Genomic DNA, 21,363 nt, shown 5'->3' on the forward strand with positions numbered 1-21,363 from the left:
AGCCGACCGAAGCCGCCCGCCCTACTCGCTCACCCCCAGAACCCCCCGCAGTTCCCGCGGCAGCAGATCACTGCACGACTGCTTCGCCTCGTTCGTCAGCGCGTCGTTCACGCACGTGTAGTAGTCCCGGTACATGAGCTGGGTCGTGAAGACCGCCGCGACCAGGAGGAGGGCCAGCGAGGCCGTGACCAGGCCGGTGACGGCGGCGGTGGTCTGGGGGCGACCGGAGGGCGCGGGGGCGTGCGGGGTGCTCGGGGCGGTCGGGTCGGGGGTGCGGGGCTTGGTGCGGAGGGCGCCGATACCCCAGTGCAGGGCCAGGCCGCCGAGCAGCAGGGCGACGTAGGGCCAGCCGAAGAGGGCGAAGAAGAAGCCCCACATGCCGGACAGCAGTGCGTACCGCGCGCGGCGCTGGGCGGGGTCGGTCGGGTCCCACCGCGGGGTCGGGTTCGGGCCGCCGGGGTCGCCCTCGGGGCCGCCGGGGCGCTGGCCGAAGCCGTCGGGGGAGCGGCCGGGCTGGCGGTCGCTCCACTGGCTGCCCCACGGACCGCCCCCGCCGCCGGTGCCCTGGCCGCCGCCGTCGCCGGGCGGGGGCCCCGGAGCGGGGTGGCGGGGCTGCCACGGCCGGTCCGGGGTGCCCTCCGGAGGCGGGGCGAAGGGGTTGTCGTCCCGCGGCGGAGGGGTGCCGCCCGGCTCGTCGCCGCTCTCGCGGCCCGAGGGCGCGTCAGGCGGGGACGCTGGGCGCTCCCGCAGCAGCACGGCGCCGCGCTCCCCTCCCTGCGGTGACTGCGGGGGGAGCGTGAGGAGTCGCAGACTGCGGTCCGGCATCAAATGAGCGTCTTCCCCTAGGTGATCACATCGGTGATTACGGCTGTCTGGTGCTGGCGGTCACTTCGGGAACGCTCCGCGCAACGACCGCGTTCCCGAGTCCGCTCGCCTCAGACGCTACCTTCCGGCCACGCCCCCGTCCCGTGGGGGCCGTCCGGTGTGCCGGTATCGTTGCTGACGGTCGGCCGCTTCGTAGACTTCCCCGTATCCCGGGGCGCGAAGCACTTGTACGACCGTACAAACGCACCCCCGAGAAAGGGCCCCGCCGTGGCCGCCAAGCCCGTGGCCGAGCCGGCCAAGCGCCTTGTCGTGCTCGTCTCCGGATCCGGTACGAACCTCCAGGCGCTGCTCGACGAGATCGCCGCCACCGGTGTCGAGTCGTACGGCGCCGAGATCGTCGCCGTGGGCGCCGACCGCGAGGGCATCGAGGGGCTCGCGCGGGCCGAGCGGGCCGGGATCCCGACCTTCGTGCGGAAGGTCAAGGACTACGGCACCCGCGCGGAGTGGGACGCCGCGCTCGCCGAGGCGGTCGCCGCCCACGAGCCCGACCTGGTCGTGTCCGCCGGTTTCATGAAGATCGTGGGCAAGGAGTTCCTGGCGCGGTTCGGCGGGCGGTTCGTCAACACCCACCCCGCCCTCCTCCCCAGTTTTCCCGGTGCCCACGGCGTCCGTGACGCCCTCGCGTACGGCGCCCGGGTCACCGGCTGCACCGTCCACTTCGTCGACGACGGCGTCGACACCGGCCCGATCATCGCCCAGGGCGTGGTCGAGATCCGGGACGAGGACGACGAGAGCGCGCTGCACGAGCGCATCAAGGAAGTCGAGCGAAGGCTGCTCGTCGAGGTCGTGGGGCGGCTCGCCCGCAACGGCTATCGCATTGAGGGACGAAAGGTAGTTATCCAGTGACCGCCGACAGCACTGTCACGGCCGAGAGCACCCAGCGGGCCATCCGTCGCGCGCTCGTCAGCGTCTACGACAAGACCGGGCTGGAGGAGCTCGCGCGCGGGCTGCACGAGGCCGGCGTCGAGCTCGTCTCCACCGGCTCCACCGCCGCCCGGATCGCCGCGGCCGGCGTCCCCGTCACCAAGGTCGAGGAGCTCACCGGCTTCCCCGAGTGCCTGGACGGCCGCGTCAAGACCCTGCACCCCAAGGTCCACGCGGGCATCCTCGCCGACCTGCGGCTGGAGGACCACCAGCGGCAGCTCGCCGAGCTGGGCGTCGCACCGTTCGACCTGGTCGTCGTCAACCTCTACCCGTTCCGCGAGACCGTCGCCTCGGGTGCCTCGCCCGACGAGTGCGTCGAGCAGATCGACATCGGCGGGCCGTCCATGGTGCGCGCAGCCGCCAAGAACCACCCCTCCGTCGCCGTCGTGACCAGCCCCGAGCGCTACGCCGACGTCCTCGCCGCGGTGAAGGCCGGCGGCTTCGACCTCACCACCCGCAAGCGGCTCGCCGCCGAGGCCTTCCAGCACACGGCCGCCTACGACGTGGCGGTCGCCTCCTGGTTCGCCTCCTCCTACGCGCCCGTCGACGAGTCGCGCTTCCCCGACTTCCTCGGCGCCACCTGGGAGCGCAAGAACACCCTCCGCTACGGCGAGAACCCGCACCAGCCCGCCGCCCTCTACGTCGACGGCACGGGCGGCGGTCTCGCCGAGGCCGAGCAGCTGCACGGCAAGGAGATGTCGTACAACAACTACACGGACACGGACGCCGCGCGCCGTGCCGCGTACGACTACGACGAGCCGGCCGTCGCGATCATCAAGCACGCCAACCCCTGCGGCATCGCGATCGGCGCGGACGTCGCCGAGGCGCACCGCAAGGCGCACGCCTGCGACCCGCTGTCCGCGTACGGCGGCGTGATCGCCGTGAACCGGCCGGTCAGCAAGGCGATGGCCGAGCAGGTCGCGGAGATCTTCACCGAGGTCATCGTGGCGCCCGACTACGAGGACGGCGCGCTGGAGGCCCTCGCCAAGAAGAAGAACATCCGGGTGCTGAAGGCTCCGGGCGCGCCCGCGAACCCCGTCGAGGTCAAGGCCGTCGACGGCGGTGCGCTGCTCCAGGTGACGGACCGGCTCCAGGCCGACGGCGACGACCCGGCGAACTGGACCCTGGCCGCGGGCGAGGCGCTCTCCGCCGAGGAACTGCGGGAGCTGGCCTTCGCCTGGAAGGCCTGCCGGGCCGTGAAGTCCAACGCGATCCTGCTCGCCAAGGACGGCGCCTCCGTCGGCGTCGGCATGGGGCAGGTCAACCGGGTCGACTCCGCGAAGCTGGCCGTCGAGCGGGCCGGCGCCGAGCGCGCGCAGGGCTCGTACGCCGCCTCGGACGCGTTCTTCCCCTTCCCCGACGGGCTGGAGATCCTCATCGAGGCCGGCGTCAAGGCCGTGGTCCAGCCGGGCGGTTCGGTCCGTGACGAGCTGGTCGTCGAGGCCGCGCGGAAGGCGGGCGTCACGATGTACTTCACCGGGACGCGGCACTTCTTCCACTGAGCCTAGGTGGCCCGCCGGTCGACGACCGGCGGGCCGTTCGCGCTGTCGGCCGCAGGTGTCGGCCGCAGGTGCGGGAGGTGTCAGCCACCGACCACCGGCCACCAGCAGGTAGCCACCAGCAGGCAGCCGCCGGAAGGCAGTCGGACGCGCGAAGCGGCCCCGGCTCTCCTCAGGGAGGGCCGGGGCCGCGTCGTCCGTTCCGTGCCGCTCAGTGGGAGCGGATCACGATCGAGCTGCACACCTTGTCGGCGAACGTCTGCTTCTTGGCGTCCCACGCCGGCCACAGCCAGCCCAGGTAGCAGGGCAGGCTGTCCAGGAAGTGGGCCAGCCGGCGGACGAACGCCATGCCGACGCCGAGCGGCTGTCCGTCGATCTCCCGCACCAGACGGATGCCCAGCGCCTTCTTGCCGACCGTCTGACCGGTGCGGCCCTCCTGGATCAGCTGCCAGATCGCGACGGCGATGAAGGCGACGCCGCCTATGGCCGCCAGCGCCGGGGTGTCCTGGCCGAAGATGATGAGGGCGTAGGGGATCGCGAAGACCAGAGCGTCGACCAGGGTGCCCAGGAAGCGCTGGCCCCAGTTCGCGTACGGCGGCTGCATGCCGTAGCCGGCCTGCTGCGGGTAGCCGAGGTCCTGCTGCGGGTATCCGGGCTGCTGCGGGTATCCCGGCTGCTGGGGATAGCCGGGCTGCTGCGGATATCCCGGCTGCTGGGGGTATCCCGGCTGCTGCTGGGGGTAGCCGTAACCCTGCTGGGGGACGCCCTGCGGCGCCTGCTGCCCGTATCCGGGCTGGCCGTAGCCGGGCTGCCCCTCCTTGGGGTTCTGCGGCTGACCGTAGGGGTCGCTGGGCGGGCCGAAGCTCATGACGGTTTTCCTCCGTTGCACGACTGGGGGACGAGGCGGGGCGCGCGGAGGAACATCGATGAACGAGCGGTACGCCCCCCAACACTGACCGCATACTGCGGGACTCATCGTTCTAAGAGAGACGAGCTCCTGTCCAGTCGCTTTCTCCAGGCTTTGTGCAAGTGCAACCTGGCAGCTCACCACCGGAACGATCATCGGGCCGGGTGCGGGGCGGTCCGCCCCGGGCCACCTGCGGGCACCCTTCGCGTCGGGGTGCCCCGGATTGGAACCGGGAGGCCGTCATCCGGGAGGATGGGGTCATGACCGCCCAGATTCTCGATGGCAAGGCCACCGCAGCCGAGATCAAGTCGGATCTGACCGCCCGTGTGGCGGCGCTGAGGGAGAAGGGCGTGACGCCCGGCCTCGGCACGATCCTCGTCGGGGACGACCCCGGCAGCCAGAAGTACGTCGCCGGCAAGCATCGCGACTGCGCCCAGGTGGGCATCGCCTCCATCCAGCGCGAGCTGCCCGCCACGGCCACGCAGGAGGAGATCGAGGCGGTCGTACGGGAGCTCAACGAGGACCCCGCCTGCACCGGTTACATCGTCCAGCTGCCGCTGCCGAAGGGCATCGACGAGAACCGCGTGCTGGAGCTGATGGACCCGGCCAAGGACGCCGACGGCCTCCACCCGATGAACCTCGGCCGGCTCGTGCTCAACGAGCCCGCGCCGCTGCCCTGCACGCCCAACGGCGTACTGACGCTGCTGCGCCGCCACGGCGTCGAGATCAAGGGCGCCGAGGTCGTCGTCGTCGGCCGTGGGGTGACCATCGGCCGTTCGATGCCGCTGCTGCTGACCCGGCGCAGCGAGAACGCCACGGTGACCCAGTGCCACACCGGCACCCGGGACCTCCCCGCCCACCTGAAGCGCGCCGACATCGTCATCGCCGCCGCCGGTTCGGCCCACCTGATCCGCGCCGAGGACATCAAGCCGGGTGCGGCCGTCCTCGACGTCGGCGTCTCCCGCAACGCCGAGGGCAAGATCGTCGGCGACGTCCACCCGGGCGTCCGCGAGGTCGCCGGCTGGATCTCCCCGAACCCGGGCGGCGTCGGCCCGATGACCCGCGCGCAACTGCTCGTCAACGTGGTCGAGGCGGCGGAGCGCAGTGTCGGCTGAGCCCCGGGAGATCTCCGGCGCACCCGAGGACGTCCGGAACACCCGCAACGTCGCCGCCACCGACGGCGTCGACGACGCCAAGAGCACCGCCGACGCCAAGAGCACCGCCGACGCGCAGCGCATCGACGAGACGCGGCGCATCGACGACGCGAAGGGCGTCCAGGACGCGAAAGACGTCGGGGACGTCGGGGACGTCGGGGACGTCGAGGACGTCGAGGACGTCGAGAAAAGCAGCAAGGACATCGAGGACATCGAGGGCATCGACGGCATCGACGGCATCGAGAACATCGACGACATCGAGGTCCGCGACCCCGTCAGCGCGCCCGATGTCGACGGTGTGCCGCGCCGTGCCACGCGCCGCTTCCCGCTGTTCACCCGGGACACCGCGCGCCCCGAGGGCGGCGGCCGGGCCGCGCCCGGCGACGCCCCGGCGCCCGCCCGGCAGTGGCCGATACTCACCGTCCTGGGCATGGTCGCGCTCGGCCTGCTGCTGACGGCGCTCGACCTGTTCCGGATCGGCACGATCCTGATCGGCGTCGCCCTGCTCGCCGGTGCGGCGCTGCGCTGGCTGCTGCCCGGTGTCGGCATGCTCGCCGTCCGCTCCCGGTTCACCGACATCGCGACGTACGGCGTCCTGGGCGCGGCGATCGTCCTGCTGGCGATGATGGCCCAGCCGAACCCGTGGCTCCAGATCCCGTTCCTCAAGGACACCCTGCACTTCACGGTCGACAGCTGACCGCACGCCGGTACGGCGGCCCGTCCCCTCCCCCGAGTCAGGACGGGCCGCCGACGCGTCCCACGCTCCCGTACCGCCCGCGGCCCCTTCAACGGCCGACGGCCCGCTGTGGCACAGCGGTGACCGTTCCGCCACCGTGTCCGCACCCCGCCACAGCCCGGCCGCCCCGGGAACCGGCCACCCACCGGACGTCGTAGTCGTCCGTCACGTCCGGGCAGGAAGCCGGAGTGTTCGGGGCAGCCCGGGCGTCCGGCCGGGCGCTAACGTGACCGACAGGGGACACGGCGCAGGAAGGGGGGATCGATGCCTCGCTGGAAGGACCTGCCGGACGCACTCGACCCGCAGGTCAAGGAGTTCGTCGGGCACCTGCGGCAGATCGTGGACCGCGACGGCCTGACCCTCGGTCAGCTCGCCGACCGCACGCACTACGGCAGGGCCTCCTGGGAGCGGTACCTCGGTGGCCGGCTGCTCGCCCCCAAGGGCGCTGTCGTCGCCCTCGCCGAGATCACCGGCACCGACCCCGCCCCGCTGGTCACCCTGTGGGAACTGGCCGAACGCGCCTGGAGCCGCGCCGAGCTCCGCCACGACATGGGGGCGCAGGCCGTACGCCTCTCCCGTGCCCGGACGGTGACGGCGCCGACGCCCGGGGACGCCGGTCCGCCGCCGAGCCGTCACGCGCGGCGGCCGGCGCTGTTCCTCGCCGGTGTCGTCGGGGTGGTGATCGCCGTGGTGGGTGCCTTCTTCCTCACCGACGGGGGCACCCCCCCGCAAGGAGCGGACCGCGGCCGCGCCGTCCGCGCCGTCCGCCCCGTCCGCGTCCCCCAGCCCTTCCCTGCCGCCCGGCGTCCTGTGCGGCGGCGCCGGCTGCACCGGCAAGGACGCGGAGCTGATGGGGTGCAGCGGCCCCCTCGTGACCACGGCGACGAGCGTGACCGTCGGCACGACCCTCGTCGAGGTCCGCTACAGCAGGACGTGCGGGGCCGCCTGGGCGAGGATCACCCGGGCGGGGCTGGGGGACCGGGTGCGGGTGACGGCCGGGTCGGTCCGGCAGACCGGCGACATCACCACCGCAGGCGACACCATCGCGTACACGCCGATGGTGGCGGTGGAGGAGCCGGGCCAGGCACGGGCCTGCGCGGTGCTGGCGTCGGGGCTGGAGGGGTGCACGCAGTAGCCGGGAGCCGGGAGCCGGGAGCCGGGAGCCGGGAGCTGGAAGCCGGGAGCCGGAAGCGGGAGCCGGGAGCCGGGAGCGGAAGCCGGGAGCCGGAAGCGGGAGCCGGGAGCCGGAAGCGGAAGCCGGAAGCGCGGCTGTCCCCGGCGGCCGGCGGCCGGCGGTCGGTGGCCGGCAACCGGAGATCGCCCGGCGTCCAGGCAACCGGTCGTTGGGCCGATCGGGTGGGAAGGGTCCGGCGAGCGAGAAAACCGGCGCTCGGAGGAATATCGGAGCCCAGCTCGGGCACGCGGAACGTACCCCCACGGGAGTCCGGCACATCCGGCACCCCCACCCGGCGGTCGCCCGTCCTCCTCTCCCGGACCGGCGGCCGCCGCTCCGCGCCCCTGACCGCGCCCCGGACCGCACCCCGCTCTGTCCCCTCCGTCCCGTGCCGTCGGCAGGCCGTGCGCGGCGTCCTGGCCGGTGGCGGGGGGTGTGCGGGAGCGGTTGTGGGACGGACCACACTCCACCCCGGACGTCCGGAATCCCGGATGCGCGATAGCCTGACCGCTGGATGGATCTCTTGACGCCAAGAGATCGATCAAACGTCCGGGGCAGGGACGCCCCACCGCCAGCTGTCATACGGAGAACGCCATGACCCGCACTCCCGTGAACGTCACCGTCACCGGCGCGGCCGGCCAGATCGGTTACGCCCTGCTCTTCCGCATCGCCTCCGGCCAGCTGCTCGGCGCGGACGTGCCGGTCAGGCTGCGCCTGCTCGAGATCACCCCGGCGCTGAAGGCCGCCGAGGGCACGGCCATGGAGCTGGACGACTGCGCGTTCCCGCTGCTCCAGGGCATCGACATCAGCGACGACCCGAACGTCGCCTTCGACGGCGCCAACGTCGCCCTCCTCGTGGGTGCCCGCCCCCGCACCAAGGGCATGGAGCGCGGTGACCTCCTGGAGGCCAACGGCGGCATCTTCAAGCCGCAGGGCAAGGCCATCAACGACCACGCCGCGGACGACATCAAGGTCCTCGTCGTCGGCAACCCGGCCAACACCAACGCCCTCATCGCCCAGGCCGCCGCGCCGGACGTACCGGCCGAGCGCTTCACCGCGATGACCCGCCTCGACCACAACCGCGCGCTGACCCAGCTCGCGAAGAAGACGGGCTCGACGGTCGCCGACATCAAGCGCCTGACCATCTGGGGCAACCACTCCGCCACCCAGTACCCGGACATCTTCCACGCCACCGTCGCCGGCAAGAACGCCGCCGAGGTCGTCAACGACGAGAAGTGGCTCGCCGAGGACTTCATCCCGACCGTCGCCAAGCGCGGTGCCGCGATCATCGAGGCCCGTGGCGCGTCCTCCGCCGCCTCCGCCGCCAACGCCGCCATCGACCACGTGCACACCTGGGTCAACGGCACCGCCGAGGGCGACTGGACCTCCATGGGCATCCCGTCCGACGGCTCCTACGGCGTCCCGGAGGGCCTGATCTCCTCCTTCCCGGTCACCACCAAGAACGGCACGTACGAGATCGTCCAGGGCCTGGACGTCAACGAGTTCTCCCGCGCCCGGATCGACGCCTCCGTGCAGGAGCTGGCGGAGGAGCGCGAGGCGGTCCGCGCGCTCGGCCTCATCTGAGCCGCTGATCCGCCCGCGCGAACCGGACCGGCTCGCGCGCACCGAACCGACCTGGTCCCCGGGTGGCGCCGCGCCACCCGGGGACCGGTGCGTCCGGCCCCGGGTCCCTACGGCGTCCCCGCCCCCCGGCCCCCGTGCTCCGGGCCCCGACGGCGCCCCCGCCCGACCCCGTGCTCCGCGCCCCGCCGGCGCCCCGCCCCGCCCTACGGCCCCTGCACCACCTTCTCCGCCAGGTCGAGGAAAGCCTTCACCGTCGTCCCCCGCAGCCGGCTCACGTCCCTGAACCGCGGGGCGGTGAGCGCCTTGTCGAAGGGGACGGGGACCACCTGGTTGACGCTGACGCCGAGGTGGCCGGCGAGGGCGAGCGGGTCGCGGCGGGCCGAGGGGCCCTCGACCTCGCTGACGACGACGATCGCCTCGTCGGCGAGGCGCCAGCGCCGGGCGTCCCGCAGCCGCCGGAGCACGTGCCGGGCGGCGGCGAGGAACCAGTCGGCGGTGCCGCAGCACAGGATCAGCCGGTCGGTCAGGTCCAGGACGGTGTCGGCGGACGCGTCGAGCCGTTGCGGGGCCCAGTCGGTGAGGACGAACGAGTAGTAGGGCTCGGTGCGGGCCAGCACATGCTCGTAGGCCTGGGTGTGGACCAGGTTCGGGTTGGAGTGGCCCGGCGGGTGGGCGGCGACCTCCAGACCGGAGGGCAGACGGGTGGTGAGGGCGCGGACCTCCGCGTAGGAGGGGTCGGCCGGGAGGCCGGCGAGATCGCGGACGGTGGCCGGGTTGCGGCGCGTGAGGAAGCGGTTGAGCCCGCCTTCGTGGGCCGCTCCGTCGAGGGCGAGAACGGGCTCGCCGCGCACGGAGGCCAGGAGCGTGCCGAGGACCATCGTCGTCGTGGCCCGGCCGCCGTAGTGGTAGGCGCCGACCAGGGTGACCCGCCTGCCGTGGCCGAGGGGCGCGCGCAGCCGGGCCAGGCGGGCCTCCGCCTCGCGGCGGGCGCCGCCGAACCGGGGCAGCGGCAGGACCCGGCCGTCGGGCGGCGCGGGGGACGCCGGTAGGGCGAGCGGGACGCGTTCCGTGGGGCGGGCGGTGACCGAGGACGCCGGCGGGACGGTGCGTTCGACACGGGACTGGGCGATGTAGCGGGCCAGGACGTCGGCCACGTCGCCCGCGCCGGGGCGGGCGGCCGGGTCCGGGTCGAGGCAGCGCAGGACGAGGCGCCGCAGCCGCCGCCAGGTGTCGCCCTGCCACAGGTGCATGCCCTCGGGGCGGCCCGGCAGTTCCCAGCCCGCCTTGCTGCTGACGAGCTGGAGCAGCTCGCCCAGCGCGCGCACGTTGTCCTCGGGCGTCGGCAGCGGGCCCGTCCCGGCGTACACGCCGTCCACGGCGCAGTCGGACAGGTCGCCGAGGACCACCGAGCGGCGCAGCACGAAGATGTTCTCGGCGTTGAGGTCGGCGGGCACGAGCCCGTGCAGATGGCACAGGGCGAGGGCGCCGGCGAGGTGCCAGCCGACGACCAGCGCGGTGATCTTGTCGAAGGGGGCGGTGCCCTCCGCGTGGGCGGCGTTGAAGATCTCCGCGAGGCGGGGCGCGGCGACCTGCCGGGAGCCGTCGTCGATCGGGGCCGCCGCCAGCCACGGCGGGTCGTCCTCGACGCCGGTGGCGAGCAGGGCGGGAGCGTACTGCCCGCCCAGCCGCCGCAGGGCCTCCGCCTCGACCTCGATCATCCGGGCGTGGCCGGCGGGCAGGTCGGGGCGCGGGGTCCGCACCAGGGCGGTGGAGCCCCGGTCGTCGACACCGTCGTACTCCGTGAGACGGCGCAGGCGCCGGCGGCGGCGCAGCCGGTAGGGGCCGAGCCGCCGGGGGTCGGTGTCGGTGAGCGGGCCCCAGCCGTCCGCGGGTCCGGGTCCGTGGCCGTGGCCGGTATCCAGGCCTTGCGTCTCCCGGTCGAAGGAGACCCCGAAGCGGGTGAGGAGCCTGCGTTCGACGCTGGTGAACGGCCGGCGCGTCCCGAACAGCTGGGCCGGGCCGTCCGGGTGGGCGAGCCAGGCCGGGAAGTCGGGCGAGTGGCCGGCGAGTTGCTCCAGGCGCCGGCCGATGCGCCGGCTGGTGCGCAGCAGTTCGGCCTGCGGGACCGCGTCGAGCAGGACCAGTCGCGACGCGTCGGAGAAGTCGAAGACCTGGTGCTTGGCGGGGAGCGGGCCGGGCACCGGCGCCGGGTGCGGGCGCATCAGGCCGCCGAGGAAGACCTCCGCGAGATGGGAGGTGCGTGCCCGCCAGGGGACCGCCGTCTGCACCAGCCGCATGACCGGCACGGTGAGCGGGGACACGGCGGCCAGGTGGGCGGCGAGACGGTACGCCTCCGGGGTGGCCGCGTCCCGGAAGTGCTGGGCGTCGCCCGGGGCGTCGGCCGGCCCGGGGCCGGGGCGGCCGGGTCGGGCCGCCAGGGGCAGGGACACCGTGGCGCCGGGGGAGGCCAGGAGGTGGGCCCAGGGGCGCAGGGAGGCGGCCGTCGGTTCCAGCACCGGCACCGGTACGCCGTCGAAGGCGGCCAGGTCCGGTGGCAGGACCGGGTCGGTGATCTCCCAGGACGTGTTGGCGCCGCCGATGCGCCGGGTCGTGACCTGCCAGCGTTCGGCGTGGATGCCGGAGCCCTCCCACAGGTCGGGCGGCAGGGTGTGCAGGACGGCGGTGGGACCGCGCGAGGCCCACTGGGACAGCAGCCGGTGCAGGGCGCCGCTGCGCCAGGCCGCTCCCATGCCGTCGCTGACGACCAGGACGAGCGTGTTCCCGGACGGGTCGCTGACCGTGCTCAGCGGTACGGGCGTGCTGTCCTGCCGGAAGGGGCGGGCGTGCAGCCGGGGTTCGGGCGCGTCGCGGGTGTCCAGGCCGAGGACGCGGCTGGTCGCGAAGGCGCCCAGCCGCTCCAGCAGGGTGCGCAGTTCGGCGCCGAGGCGGTGCCACAGCAGCATCGACAGGCCGTCGTCGACGAGCAGCACCAGGTGCAGCCAGCGTTCCTGCACGGGCCGTTGCACCACGTCGGGCAGCCGGGTCTCGGCGAGTTCCACGGCGGTGCGTTCCTCGTCGATCTCCCGGCGGTGCGGGCTGGCCCGGCGGCGGCGCAGCGGCCGCAGCGCCCGGCCCACGGCGAGCTCGCCCGCGAGGGCCTTGTCCTCGGGGACCCGTACCGGCATCGCGCGGCCCGGGTCGGGGGCGTGCCGCAGCCGGATGTCGGGCATCGGGGGCGCCGGTGCCTGCCGGGCCGCCGCGTACAGGGAGCGGCCGGTGAGGTCGGGCAGGTCGGGGTCGTCGGGCCGGGGCGCGGGGTGTGCCGGGCCGGCGTCGTCCGGCTCCGGCTCGGGCCGCGGCGGGGCCGGCGGGTGTTCGGCGGGCCCGGTGCGATGGAGCGGGGCGGCGGTTCCCGAGGGCAGCCGCCCGGCCAGCCACAGCACGTCGAGCACCTGGTCGGCGTCCAGGTCGTGTCCGCAGGCCCGCAGCACCCGCAGCGCCTCCGCGAGCCGCGCCCCGCCCCCGGCCGGTCGTCCGCGTGCCGGCCCCACGTGCCCCGGCCCCCCGTGCCCCGTTACCCCGTGCCCCGTCCCCCCGTTCATGGCGTCACATGGCCCCGGTGAGCTGGTGCAGCACGGCGTCCAGCAGGCCCTCGGCGTCCAGGTCGACGCCGCCGGTGCGCAGGAAGACGGCGTTGAGGAGCTGGTCGGTGGCGAGTTCGCCGGGGGCGCGGCGGCGCAGGAACGCGTCGATCAGGTCGTCGGCGTCGCGCAGCGCCTCCTCGCCGAGGTGGGCGGTGACGATGGCCCGCAGCCGTGTCTCGTCCGGCACCGGCAGGTCGAGGCGGACGCAGCGCCGGAGGAAGGCGGGCGGGAAGTCGCGCTCGCCGTTGCTGGTGATGACGACCACCGGGAACTCGGCGCACTGCACGCGCCCCTGGTGCACGGTCACCGTCCCGCGGTGGTCGGCGGTCCGCACGTCGACGTCCGCCATGTCCTCGGGCAGCCGGGTCAGTTCGGGGATGTCGAAGTAGCCCTCCTCGAAGACGGTCAGCAGGTCGTTGGGCAGGTCGACGTCGCCCTTGTCCATCTCGTCGACGAGCAGGGCGCGGGGCGCGGCGGACGGCACCAGGGCGGTGCCGAGCGGGCCGAGCCGGATGAACGTCCCGATCGACGGCTCTCCCTCGCCCCGGTCGCGGCTGAGCGTCGTCTCGCGCAGCCGTCCGATCGCGTCGTACTGGTAGAGCGCCTCCTTGACCGTGGAGCGGCTGTTGATGGACCAGCGCAGCAGCGCGCCGAGGCGCAGTTCGTGGGCGACGGCGCGGGCCAGGGACGACTTGCCGGTGCCGGCCGGACCGGTGACCAGCAGGGGGCGGCGCAGATGGAGGGCCGCGTTGACGACGTCGGCGTGCTGCGGCTCGATCAGATAGGGCAGTTCGGACCGGACGGCCGGGGCGGGGCTGAACCGCCGCCACGGCGGTGCCGAGGGCAGGTCGACGGCGCGCGGGACGCCGTCGCCGCGGAAGAGGCGCCAGTCGGCCTCGGGTACGGAGGTCATGCGCCCTCCTGGGGCTCGGTCAGGTGCAGCCGGGGCACCGTGCGGTCGGCGTCCGCCCAGGCGAGGACCGGGCGGCCGGGGAATTCCGGAGCGCGTGTCCCCCGGGCGTTGGCCCGGTAGACGCGGACTCCGTCGGGCAGTTCACGGGTGGCGACCTGCGCCATGTGCCGGACGACGTGCGACGACGAGGACGTCGTAGGGGAAGACGCGGGGGAGGCCGCCGGGGATGACACCGTGGACGGCGACTTGTCGCCTCCGCGGTCCCACACCACGACCGGTATGCCCACCGCGAGACAGATCTGAACGATGGCGTCGCGCGGGCCCGGGGGGACGTCGACGGAGACGCGGACCGTGTCCAGCCGGCCCATCAGCTCGTAGTAGACCTGGTGCGGGTCCTGGGCCGGGTCGGACACCACCAGCGTCTCGCCCGAGTCGAGCTGCCTCCAGCGTTCACGCCAGTCGGGGAGGAAGCGCTCGTGCCGGTGGAGGAGTTCCGGGCAGTGCACGACCAGGGGGAACTCGACGCCGAGGACGCCCGGTACGACCTCGCCGGGCGCCTGCGCGGCCCACTCGTCGACCGGCAGGTTGAGGTCCGCCCGGTCGACCAGCACCTCCACGAGCGGCCGGCCGGCCTCCGACGCACCGGGCGCGAGGGTCTCCAGGACGCGCAGCAGTTCGCGCGCCGCCTGGGACGCCGAGTAGGTGGCGGAGCTGTCGGTGGACACCTGCCGGGGCCCGGTGCCCTCGTCGCACCACACCCGCAGCCGGTGGCGGCCCCGCCCGGCGCGCGTCACCCGGGCGAGCACCCGCACCCGCCGGTCCCCGGCCCGCAGCGTCCGGGCCCACTCCTGGGCGTCGGAGCGCCGCTCGCGCAGGGCGGCCAGCGGGATGCCGAGCCGCCCCGCTACACCGTCCGACCACAGCCGCAGGTCCGCCTGCCGGGGCGCGGGGCACAGCGCGGCGACGTACTCGACGACCCGGAGCAGCACGGGCACCCGGGGGCCGCCGTCGTCGGAGTGGCCGTCGCCGGGCAGGGTCTCCAGACGGTCGAGGAGCACGTCCAGGGTCTCCCCGTCGTACGGTGCGGCGACCCGCTTGGTGGCCTCGCGGACCGCTTCCGGGACCCGGGTGAGCACCGGCCGTTCGACCCGGCGCAGCAGTTGGTGCAGCCGCCGGTGCTCACGCGGCGACAGCAGCAGCGGGGTGGCGGACAGCCGTCCGGCGACCAGGGCGCGGTCGGCGGCCCGGGGGTCGCGGGGCCGCAGGATCTCCGCGAAGGCGGCCAGGGCGCGGGGCTGGTGGAGGAGGAAGGCGGCGAACTCCTCCACCGTCGGAGGCGTCACCGGGCTGCCCGGCGCGACCCCGCAGGCGTGGGCGAGCTGCCGGGCGGTGTCACCGAGGGTGTACGGCGACGGCAGCGCGTTGCGGATCGCCGTGACGAGCATGCCGTGGGCGGGGTCGTCGGGATCCTCCGGCCCGGCGGCGTCGTCCGCGTCCAGCACGCCCAGCGGACGCAGCTCGGCCTCCACCCGCTGCCAGGGGATGCCCCAGCTGCGCCGGATCAGATGCTGCGGACTGTACGGGACCGGGTCCCCGCCGGGGCCGCACTCCGGCATGAAGTGCGCCGCGACCAGCCCCACGACGGCCCCCTCCTCCTCCGACCACAGCGGTCCGCCGCTGTAGCCGGGGCCGACCGCCATGCCGGTGCTCTTGCCGTCGAGGTAGCCGATCGGCCCGTCCAGCGCGGCGACCCGCAGATCGGCGAAGGTCGCGCCGCGCCCGCTGCCGTGCCAGGCACGCACCGTCTGCCCCGGTGCCATGGCGGTACGGCGGTGCGGGGCGGGCACGCCGCCGGGCGGGGCGTCCACCCGCAGCACCGCCAGGTCGCCGAGCCACTCGTCGTCGCCGGCGCGCACGGGTCCGCCGTCCGGCGCGCGGGGCGGGATCCAGTGCACCACGCGCGCGGGGAACCGTTCGTCGCGCCACGGCCCCCGGAGGTCGACCAGCACATCGTCGAGCCGCGGCACCCGGGACTCGAACATGCCCCTGCCCAGCGCCACGTTCACGACGTGCGCGCAGGTCAGCAGGGTGTCGACGGCGAGGACGACCGCCCCGCCCGCCGTCCCGCCGTCGGCGGACCGCCGTACGGACGCGACGCACGGGCCCGACTCGGCGCCGTCGGGACGGCCTACGGACGTGAACCAGCCCACGGATCACTCCGCGCCGGTCGCCGGTTTCCACGTGGCGGTGACCGTGAGGTGCGCCTGCCCGTTCCCGCCGACGATCCCCAGCTTGAGGTCCTGCCCGACCTGCACCCCGAAGGTGACGCTCAGTTCGTCCGGCGGATCCGGCACGCCCCGCACGGAGTCGTGCACCTCCTGGAGCAGCGGCCCGAGCGGTCGCAGCGCCCCGCGCAGCGCCCCGGCGGCGAGATTGGCGACGGCCGCGCCACCCGCCCCCACCGGCACCGCCCGGCCCATTCCCGCGGGACGGTCGTCGTCGGCGCTCACCGCGGGAACACCCGCGGCGGGCCCGAGGAGGAATCTGACGGGAGTGCCGTCGTCTAACGCTGTGTTGATCGAGGTGGACACGACAGCATTCTGATCGACAGAGCGGGCACGTACCAGGTTTTCGCACCAAAACGTACCGGCCACCGGTGACCGGGCGGGGGCCCGGACCCCGGCCGCGTCCCGCACACGGCCTGGGCGCCCCGCTACCTCAGCCGCCCGGCGATCTCCCCGAGGGCGGCGGCCGCCCGGTGCTGCAACCCGGGGCCGAACGTGACACGGGTGGCCCCGAGCCCGCCGAGTTCGGCCGGTGAGGGGCCCTCGCCGACCTTGGCGAACACGTTGACCGGCCCCTCGATCCCGGCCCGCAGCAGCGGCAGCACGGCGGCCGGCGCGCCGATCGGGTACACGCAGTCGGCGCCGGCGGCGACGTACAGCGCGGCCCGTTCGACGGCCCGGTCGGGATCGGCGACCCCCAGGACGAAGGTGTCGACGCGGGCGTTCACGAACAGCTGGTCGGCCGCCGCCGACCGCACCTCGGCGAGCCAGTCGGCGTGGGCCCGCGGGTCCTTGAGGACACCCCGGTGCGAGTCCTCCAGGTTGCAGCCCACCGCGCCCGCCTCCAGCAGCCGCTCGACCAGCTCCTTCGGCGGCAGGCCGTAGCCGTCCTCGACGTCCGCCGACACCGGCACGTCCACGGCCCGGGTGATCCGCGCGACCGCCGCGAACATCTCCTGTGCGGGAGTCCGGCCGTCCTCGTACCCGAGGGCGGCGGCCACCCCGGCGCTCGGGCTGGCCAGCGCCGGGAATCCGGCGTCGGCGAGGACCCGGGCACTGGCGGCGTCCCACGGGCCCGGCAGGATCAGGGGGTCCTCGGGGGCGGGGCGGCGGTGCAGGGCGCGGAACGTCTCGACCTTGTTCACGGCCGGTAACCTCCTGGCGGGATCCGGCGGGTGACCATCACCCGGTTCCAGTTGTTGATGGCGGTGATCAGTGCGACGAGGTGGGCGAGCCGGACGTCGTCGAAGTGCTTCGCCGCCCTCGCGTACACCTCGTCCGGCACGAAACCGTCCGTGAGGACGGTAACCGCCTCCGTGAGCGCCAGCGCGGCCCGCTCCCGCTCGTCGTAGGCGTTCCCGGCCTCCTCCCAGGCGCTCAGCAGGTCGAGCTTCTTCTCGGCGACGCCGTGCTCCCGGGCGACGGCGAGGTGCATGTCGAGGCAGAACGCGCAGTGGTTGAGCTGCGAGGCCCGGATCACGACGAGCTCGGCGAGCGCCGGGTCACCGAGCCCCTTCTTCGCGGCGGCGCTGAGCGCGGACAGGGCCTGCCCGACGGCCCGGTCCAGCGGCGCGGTACGCGCTCCCGTCACCGTGTCGCTCCCGTCACCTGTGTCGCTCCCGTCACCTGCGCCCGCGCCGTTCCCGTCACCTGTGCCGCTCCCGTCACCTGCGCCGCCTCGGTCACCTGCGCCGCCCCGGTCACTTGTGCTGCCCCGGCTCGTAGTGACCCGGCACCAGCCGGCAGGTCACGCCGAACCGGTTCCACGCGTTGATCACCGTGATCGCGGCGATCAGCTGCGCCAGCTCGGCGTCCTCGAAGTGCTTCGCCGCCCTCGCGTACACCTCGTCCGGCACGAACCCGTCCGTGAGGACGGTCACCGCCTCCGTCAGCGCCAGCGCGGCCAGTTCCTTCTCCGTGTAGAAGTGCTCCGACTCCTCCCACGCGCCGAGCTGGACGATCCGCTCGACGCTCTCGCCCGCCGCGAGCGCGTCCTTGCTGTGCATGTCGAGGCAGAGCGCGCAGTGGTTGAGCTGCGAGGCGCGGATCTTCACCAGCTCCAGCAGCGTGGGGTCGACGCCCTTCCGGGCGGCGGCGTCGAGCCGGATCATCGCCTTGAAGACGTCGGGGGCCAGCTCGGCCCAGGCGAGGCGGGGGGTGTGCTCGGGGGCGTACTCCACGGCCGTCGCCGTGGCGTCGTTTGTCGTCATGCCGTCGACCCTAGGAGCGAGGCAGCCCACGGGTATGGTCCATTTCCATGGCGAAACCATGGGCCACTCTGGGTGTCGACCTGCATCTCGAACCGGCCGGTCCCGGCCTGCGCCGGGGCCTGACCGACGCCCTGCGCGAGGCGGTCCGCGGCGGCCGGCTGGCCCCCGGCACCCGGCTGCCCTCCTCCCGGACGCTCGCCGCCGACCTCGGCATCGCCCGCAACACGGTCGCCGAGGCGTACGCCGACCTGGTCGCCGAGGGCTGGCTCACCGCCCGGCAGGGCTCGGGCACCCGGGTCGCGGAGGGGATCCCCGCCGTACCCACCGGGCGGCGGGGGAGGACGGGCGTGCCGTCCACCGGCGCGACGTCCTCCCCGCGCCGCGAGCGCCACCGCCCGGCGTACGACCTGCGCCCCGGCACGCCCGACCTCGCGTCCTTCCCGCGCGCGGAGTGGCTCAAGGCCGCCCGCCGCGCCGTCACCGCCGCCCCCCACGACGCCCTCGGCTACGGCGATCCCCGCGGCCGCGTCGAACTGCGCACCGCGCTCGCCGGTTACCTCGCCCGCGCCCGGGGCGTGCGCACCGACCCCGGACGCGTCCTCGTCGTCGCCGGGTTCGTGCACGCGCTCCAGGTGCTCGGCGCGGTCCTGCGGGCGCGCGGGGTCCGTGCGGTCGCCGTCGAGTCGTACCGCCTCGACCAGCACGAGAGGCTCCTGACGGCGGCCGGCCTGCGCACCCGGCCCCTCCCCTTCGACGGCCTCGGCACCGACCCCGCGCCGCTGACCGACGAGGGCGCCGTTCTGCTCACCCCCGCCCACCAGTTCCCGATGGGCGTGCCCCTGCACCGCGACCGGCGGGCGGCCGTCGTGGACTGGGCGCGCCGCACCGGCGGCCTGGTCCTGGAGGACGACTACGACGGCGAGTTCCGCTACGACCGCCAGCCCGTCGGCGCCCTCCAGGGACTCGACCCCGACCGCGTGGTCTACCTGGGCACCGCCAGCAAGTCCCTCGCCCCCGGTCTGCGGCTCGCCTGGGCGGTGCTGCCGCCCGGCCTCGCCGAGGAGGCCGCCGCCGCGAAGGGCGCCTCCGACACCTGCGGGGTGCTGGACCAGCTGACCCTCGCCGAGTTCATCGCCTCCGGCGCCTACGACCGCCAGGTGCGCTCCGCTCGTCTGCGCTACCGCCGCCGCAGGGACGCCCTGGTCACGGCCCTCGCCACCGCTTCCCCCGGCGCCCGGGTGACCGGCATCGCGGCCGGACTGCACGCCGTGGTGAACCTGCCGCCCGGCACCGAGCGGTCGGTGGTCAGGGCTGCCACCTGGCAGGGCCTCGCCCTGTACGGACTGTCCTGCTTCCGCCACGAGGCAGCCGTGGCGGACCCGCTGGACGCCCTGGTCGTCGGGTACGGGACACCGCCGGACCACGCCTGGGCGGGCGCGCTGGCCGCGCTGTGCCGGGTGCTGCCGTAGGCCCTCTCGGTCGCATCGCCGTCCGCCCCCCCGACGCCCGGCGGACGCGCCGGCACCCGCCGGGCGACGCACACCCCCGCAAACCGCGCGAACGGTCCGCGGGCGAGCGGCCCGCCCCGGGGCCCCGCGCACGCGCCCTCCCGACGATCTCTAGGCTGACCGGCGGAAAGAGGCCCGGAGGGAGCGCCGGGCCGCGGCAACGGGGAGACAGCACATGGCGGACACACACAGGCGGCTGCGTTCCAGCACGGTCGTGCTCGGCGGCATGGGCGTCGTCGCGGCGGCCCTCACCTCCTGCGGCTCCGACCCCGACCGCCGGTGCGTGGACCGCGACAGCTACGACTACGTCTACGGCTACAAGGTCGTCGCCGACAAGAACTGCTCGTCGTCCGCCTCCGGTTCGTCCGGCAGCGCCCGCAAGAAGACCACCACCGGCACCGGCAGGCAGATGGACGCCGCCTGGTACTACGACGCCGACGTCAGCTCCGGCTACGCCGACTACGGCACCTTCAGCCGCAGCGAGGCCGTCGACCGCGGCGGCTTCGGCTGCTCGGGCTCCGGCAGCGGCAGCGGCGGCTGAGCGGGACCACCGGAACGCACGCGCACGCACGCCATGGAACGCCGCACCATCGACCCCCGCCCCGGCTGGCAGCGGACCGTCGAGGAACAGGGCCTCGTCTACCCCCTCACCCGCCACCCCGACGGCACCCTGCGCCCCTACTGGGACGAGAGCGCCTACTACGTCCTCACCCTCGACGAGGTCGAGGCGCTGGAGGAGACCGTCGAGGAACTGCACCGCATGTGCCTCGCCGCGGCCGCCCACCTGGTGGACACCGGCCGGCTCGCCGACCTCGGCATCACCGACCCGCGGGTCGCCGCCATGGTCACCGAGGCCTGGCACCGCCGCGCCGAACTGCCCTCCGTGTACGGCCGCTTCGACCTCCACTACGACGGCACCGGCCCGGCCAGGCTGCTGGAGTACAACGCCGACACCCCCACCTCCCTCGTCGAGGCCGCGAGCCCCCAGTGGTTCTGGATGGAGGAACGGTTCCCGGGCGCCGACCAGTGGAACTCCCTCCACGAACGCCTCGTCGACGCCTGGCGCGAGCAGGCCCCCCTCCTCCCGCCCGGCTCCCCCCTGTACTTCGCGCACTCCGCTGCCGACGAACTCGGCGAGGACCTGATGACGGTCGCCTACCTGAAGGAGACCGCGGAACAGGCCGGCCTGGACACCGCCTGGATCCCCATGGAGGACATCGGCTGGGACCCCCTCTCCGGCCGCTTCGTCGACCACCGGCTCCGATTCATCCGCAGCTGCTTCAAGCTCTACCCCTGGGAGTGGCTCACCACCGACCGCTTCGCCGGCCATGTCCTCGACACGGTCGACAACGGCGGCGGCACGGGCACCACCCTGTGGATCGAGCCCGCGTGGAAGATGCTGCTCAGCAACAAGGCCCTGCTGGCGATCCTGTGGGAGCTGTACCCCGGCCACCCCAACCTGCTCCCCGCCCATCTGGACGGCCCCCGCGACCTCGCCGCCACCACCGGCTACGTCGCCAAGCCCCTCCTCGGCCGCGAGGGCGCGGGCATCACCGTCCACCCGCCCGGCGCCGACCCCGTCGTCCGCGAGGAGTCCTGCTGCTACCAGGAGCTCGCGCCCCTGCCCGCCTTCGACGGCAACCACGTCGTCCTCGGCGCCTGGGTCGTCGGGGACGAGTCCGCCGGTCTCGGCATCCGCGAGTCCTCCGGTCTGATCACGGACGAGTACGCCCGCTTCCTGCCCCACGTGATCCTCTAGAGGGTCTCGTCTGGCGGACGTGGCACGGGTTCCCGGCGGCCCGCCCGGTAGGCTTTCGAGCAGGCCGTGACTGGCGCGCTGGGATGGGACGGACCATCGGGGAGCGGCCTGACGTAACAGTGCCGTGCGCCTGGGCCAGACCGAGAACCGTGACCGCTCGCACGCCACGCCACCGGAGGCC

General features: G+C 74.5%; 18 protein-coding genes, 1 pseudogene and 1 riboswitch. Of the genes and pseudogenes, 10 read left to right on the forward strand and 9 right to left on the reverse strand.

Annotation, left to right across the window (positions count from 1 at the left end; translation table 11 throughout):
* Positions 1–21: 21 nt before the first annotated feature.
* Positions 22–825, reverse strand: a complete 804-nt coding sequence (locus tag ACFV9M_RS17615) for a hypothetical protein (protein WP_385063931.1) — start codon at positions 823–825, stop codon at positions 22–24.
* Positions 826–1,092: 267 nt separating this feature from the next.
* Between ACFV9M_RS17615 and purN the strand changes: the two genes are divergently transcribed.
* Together purN and purH are read left to right on the forward strand one after the other, a co-directional pair.
* Positions 1,093–1,731, forward strand: a complete 639-nt coding sequence (gene purN / locus ACFV9M_RS17620) for a phosphoribosylglycinamide formyltransferase (protein ID WP_385063932.1) — start codon at positions 1,093–1,095, stop codon at positions 1,729–1,731.
* The gene (gene purH / locus ACFV9M_RS17625; protein WP_385063934.1) at positions 1,728–3,311 is read left to right on the forward strand and encodes a bifunctional phosphoribosylaminoimidazolecarboxamide formyltransferase/IMP cyclohydrolase; all 1,584 of its coding nucleotides are present in this window, start codon (positions 1,728–1,730) and stop codon (positions 3,309–3,311) included. The genes purN and purH overlap by 4 nt, the downstream gene beginning before the upstream one ends.
* Positions 3,312–3,519: 208 nt before the next feature.
* Here purH and ACFV9M_RS17630 read toward each other — a convergent pair whose 3' ends face one another.
* Entirely contained in the window at positions 3,520–4,176 is a 657-nt protein-coding gene (locus ACFV9M_RS17630; protein WP_385063936.1) for an RDD family protein, read from the reverse strand.
* Between the two features lie 299 nt (positions 4,177–4,475).
* Here ACFV9M_RS17630 and ACFV9M_RS17635 point away from each other — a divergent pair, with 299 nt between their 5' ends.
* From ACFV9M_RS17635 to ACFV9M_RS17655, 5 genes and pseudogenes are all read left to right on the forward strand, one after another.
* Entirely contained in the window at positions 4,476–5,330 is an 855-nt protein-coding gene (locus ACFV9M_RS17635; RefSeq protein WP_385063937.1) for a bifunctional methylenetetrahydrofolate dehydrogenase/methenyltetrahydrofolate cyclohydrolase, read from the forward strand.
* Positions 5,331–5,589: 259 nt separating this feature from the next.
* A complete protein-coding gene (locus tag ACFV9M_RS17640) occupies positions 5,590–6,066 on the forward strand; it encodes a DUF3017 domain-containing protein (protein ID WP_385064164.1) in 477 nt (158 codons plus the stop codon).
* 303 nt (positions 6,067–6,369) lie between these two features.
* Positions 6,370–6,537 (forward strand): annotated as a pseudogene (locus tag ACFV9M_RS17645) (helix-turn-helix domain-containing protein); the annotation flags it as partial.
* A gap of 262 nt (positions 6,538–6,799) precedes the next feature.
* The gene (locus tag ACFV9M_RS17650) at positions 6,800–7,240 is read left to right on the forward strand and encodes a DUF2690 domain-containing protein (protein WP_385063938.1); all 441 of its coding nucleotides are present in this window, start codon (positions 6,800–6,802) and stop codon (positions 7,238–7,240) included.
* Positions 7,241–7,873: 633 nt separating this feature from the next.
* Positions 7,874–8,863 (forward strand): malate dehydrogenase, encoded by a 990-nt coding sequence (locus ACFV9M_RS17655; RefSeq protein WP_385063940.1) that lies wholly within the window; start codon positions 7,874–7,876, stop codon positions 8,861–8,863.
* Between the two features lie 203 nt (positions 8,864–9,066).
* On the opposite strand, the gene ACFV9M_RS17660 is transcribed toward ACFV9M_RS17655, so the two are convergent.
* The 7 genes from ACFV9M_RS17660 to ACFV9M_RS17690 form a co-directional block, all read right to left on the reverse strand.
* The gene (locus tag ACFV9M_RS17660) at positions 9,067–12,414 is read right to left on the reverse strand and encodes an SAV_2336 N-terminal domain-related protein (protein WP_385063942.1); all 3,348 of its coding nucleotides are present in this window, start codon (positions 12,412–12,414) and stop codon (positions 9,067–9,069) included.
* A gap of 55 nt (positions 12,415–12,469) precedes the next feature.
* Positions 12,470–13,420 carry an AAA family ATPase gene (locus tag ACFV9M_RS17665; RefSeq protein WP_385063944.1) on the reverse strand — a complete coding sequence of 317 codons (951 nt, stop codon included), beginning with the start codon at positions 13,418–13,420 and terminating at the stop codon, positions 12,470–12,472.
* Positions 13,417–15,630: a trypsin-like peptidase domain-containing protein gene (locus tag ACFV9M_RS17670; protein ID WP_385063946.1), complete on the reverse strand. Its 2,214-nt coding sequence runs from the start codon at positions 15,628–15,630 to the stop codon at positions 13,417–13,419. The genes ACFV9M_RS17665 and ACFV9M_RS17670 overlap by 4 nt, the downstream gene beginning before the upstream one ends.
* Positions 15,631–15,633: 3 nt before the next feature.
* Positions 15,634–16,011 carry a CU044_2847 family protein gene (locus ACFV9M_RS17675; RefSeq protein WP_385063948.1) on the reverse strand — a complete coding sequence of 126 codons (378 nt, stop codon included), beginning with the start codon at positions 16,009–16,011 and terminating at the stop codon, positions 15,634–15,636.
* A gap of 122 nt (positions 16,012–16,133) precedes the next feature.
* The gene (locus ACFV9M_RS17680; protein ID WP_385063950.1) at positions 16,134–16,850 is read right to left on the reverse strand and encodes an isocitrate lyase/phosphoenolpyruvate mutase family protein; all 717 of its coding nucleotides are present in this window, start codon (positions 16,848–16,850) and stop codon (positions 16,134–16,136) included.
* Positions 16,847–17,296 (reverse strand): carboxymuconolactone decarboxylase family protein, encoded by a 450-nt coding sequence (locus ACFV9M_RS17685; protein WP_385063952.1) that lies wholly within the window; start codon positions 17,294–17,296, stop codon positions 16,847–16,849. Before ACFV9M_RS17685 ends, ACFV9M_RS17680 begins: the two co-directional genes overlap by 4 nt.
* Positions 17,297–17,405: 109 nt before the next feature.
* Positions 17,406–17,915 (reverse strand): carboxymuconolactone decarboxylase family protein, encoded by a 510-nt coding sequence (locus ACFV9M_RS17690; protein ID WP_385063954.1) that lies wholly within the window; start codon positions 17,913–17,915, stop codon positions 17,406–17,408.
* A 47-nt stretch (positions 17,916–17,962) separates the two neighbouring features.
* Here ACFV9M_RS17690 and ACFV9M_RS17695 point away from each other — a divergent pair, with 47 nt between their 5' ends.
* The 3 genes from ACFV9M_RS17695 (at position 17,963) to ACFV9M_RS17705 (ending at position 21,182) form a co-directional block, all read left to right on the forward strand.
* Positions 17,963–19,384 (forward strand): PLP-dependent aminotransferase family protein, encoded by a 1,422-nt coding sequence (locus ACFV9M_RS17695; RefSeq protein ID WP_385063956.1) that lies wholly within the window; start codon positions 17,963–17,965, stop codon positions 19,382–19,384.
* A 214-nt stretch (positions 19,385–19,598) separates the two neighbouring features.
* Entirely contained in the window at positions 19,599–19,964 is a 366-nt protein-coding gene (locus ACFV9M_RS17700) for a hypothetical protein (RefSeq protein ID WP_385063957.1), read from the forward strand.
* Positions 19,965–19,997: 33 nt separating this feature from the next.
* Positions 19,998–21,182 carry a glutathionylspermidine synthase family protein gene (locus ACFV9M_RS17705; protein WP_385063958.1) on the forward strand — a complete coding sequence of 395 codons (1,185 nt, stop codon included), beginning with the start codon at positions 19,998–20,000 and terminating at the stop codon, positions 21,180–21,182.
* 56 nt (positions 21,183–21,238) lie between these two features.
* Positions 21,239–21,325: riboswitch (ZMP/ZTP riboswitch) on the forward strand.
* The last annotated feature ends 38 nt before the right edge of the window (positions 21,326–21,363 follow it).

This window comes from Streptomyces sp. NPDC059895, assembly GCF_042731035.1.
Classification (GTDB): domain Bacteria; phylum Actinomycetota; class Actinomycetes; order Streptomycetales; family Streptomycetaceae; genus Streptomyces.

Excerpts from the sequence above, each read along its gene's own strand:
- ACFV9M_RS17615 (WP_385063931.1), bottom strand. The coding sequence starts at position 825 with ATGCCGGACCGCAGTCTGCGACTCCTCACGCTCCCCCCGCAGTCACCG.
- ACFV9M_RS17630 (WP_385063936.1), bottom strand. The coding sequence starts at position 4,176 with ATGAGCTTCGGCCCGCCCAGCGACCCCTACGGTCAGCCGCAGAACCCC.
- ACFV9M_RS17635 (WP_385063937.1), top strand. The coding sequence starts at position 4,476 with ATGACCGCCCAGATTCTCGATGGCAAGGCCACCGCAGCCGAGATCAAG.
- ACFV9M_RS17655 (WP_385063940.1), top strand. The coding sequence starts at position 7,874 with ATGACCCGCACTCCCGTGAACGTCACCGTCACCGGCGCGGCCGGCCAG.
- ACFV9M_RS17665 (WP_385063944.1), bottom strand. The coding sequence starts at position 13,420 with ATGACCTCCGTACCCGAGGCCGACTGGCGCCTCTTCCGCGGCGACGGC.
- ACFV9M_RS17690 (WP_385063954.1), bottom strand. The coding sequence starts at position 17,915 with ATGACGACAAACGACGCCACGGCGACGGCCGTGGAGTACGCCCCCGAG.
- ACFV9M_RS17695 (WP_385063956.1), top strand. The coding sequence starts at position 17,963 with ATGGCGAAACCATGGGCCACTCTGGGTGTCGACCTGCATCTCGAACCG.
- ACFV9M_RS17700 (WP_385063957.1), top strand. The coding sequence starts at position 19,599 with ATGGCGGACACACACAGGCGGCTGCGTTCCAGCACGGTCGTGCTCGGC.
- ACFV9M_RS17705 (WP_385063958.1), top strand. The coding sequence starts at position 19,998 with ATGGAACGCCGCACCATCGACCCCCGCCCCGGCTGGCAGCGGACCGTC.